General features: G+C 41.6%; 1 protein-coding gene. It reads right to left on the minus strand.

What is annotated here, in order from left to right; translation table 11 throughout:
• Window positions 1-170: 170 nt before the first annotated feature.
• Entirely contained in the window at window positions 171-833 is a 663-nt protein-coding gene (locus BTHERMOSOX_RS11240; protein ID WP_249360696.1) for an NAD(P)/FAD-dependent oxidoreductase, read from the minus strand.
• Window positions 834-1,362: the final 529 nt, after the last annotated feature.

Genomic DNA, 1,362 nt, shown 5'->3' on the forward strand with positions numbered 1-1,362 from the left:
GCAGTTAACCCTAAGTTTCGTAAATCTTGAGGGGTTTGATTCCATTCTTGATAATTTACATGCAACATTTATTTTAAGTCAGCCGAGGTTAAGAGAATTAAATTTTACCAGAATTACGAGTTTCTAGCTGGATGGGGTTTATATCATTGTTTAATATGGGGTTTTCATGTTTATTGTGTATAATGCTTGCAGGATTTAGGTGATAGATAAAGTTCAATATTTTTATCATGCATATGAGAATGCACAATAGCCGCCATTTCATAATCCAGAGGCGCAAGAATCTGATCAGCTCCTTCGACCAAAGTAGTAGAAATTCCCTTTTCATGGAGATTCTCGGCAACCTCAATGCCAATAAATCCCCCACCTATCACCACGGCACGACGTGCTGAGTGCTGCTTAAGGTGTGTCATAATCCGATCAAGGTCTGGAATATTACGTAAGCCAAAGACTCTTGCCGAGTCTATACCTGGTAGTTTCGGGCGTAGCGGCTCGGCACCTGGTGAGAGCAACAATTTATCGTATGCTTCGTCAGATTCATCACCCGTGGTGAGATTACGTAAGCGTATAGTTTTAGCCTTGCGATCAATAGCAATAGCCTCTGTATGGCTACGCACATCAACCTGATAGCGGTCTCTAAATGTAGCCTCGGAGGTAACCAGTAGCTGTTCACGCTCTGCAATGATCCCAGAGATATGGTAAGGCAAGCCGCAATTGGCAAAGCTGATATAGTAGCCACGTTCAACCATTATAATCTCAGCTTGCTCATCGTTACGCCTGATCCGTGCTGCAGCAGTTGCTCCGCCAGCCACACCACCTATAATTATGATTTTCATTTACTTTCCACTTGTGTAATTTCCGCCTCAGATGACAGAACAATAATATATATTAGATATTAATAATATAAAGATATACTATGTATTGCAAGCTATATTAACCTTTATAACTTAATTGTAATATAGTTTACCTTGGGAACCATTCAGAGCTCTCAGTCTATGTGTTTATTCCGTCTCCCGCAGAATTAGCATGAAGGCTTTGCAAAGAAGCAATAACCTTAGTATTTTAAAGCTTATTAATATTTAATTAAACGGTTTTCATACTTTCTGTACCTACTCAAGTACATAAACTGGATGGAGTTGACATGCTAAATACAAATAATACCTCGCTACCTCTTACTCTGCTTATCCTGTTATTTTTCAGTTGTTTTGCTGGAACTGCCCTCGCGAAAGGAAAAGAGCCCAGGCGCGCCATGCTACCTCACGAAATTTTGGGACTCCTGTCGCCATAATTCATTCGCCTACGCAGCGAATGGGAGATGCCCTGGCCGCCCTGCGTCCGTCTCAACTACGCACAAAACCCTGCTCC

Origin of the sequence: Bathymodiolus heckerae thiotrophic gill symbiont (assembly GCF_900128515.1) — a bacterium.
GTDB lineage: Bacteria > Pseudomonadota > Gammaproteobacteria > PS1 > Pseudothioglobaceae > Thioglobus_A.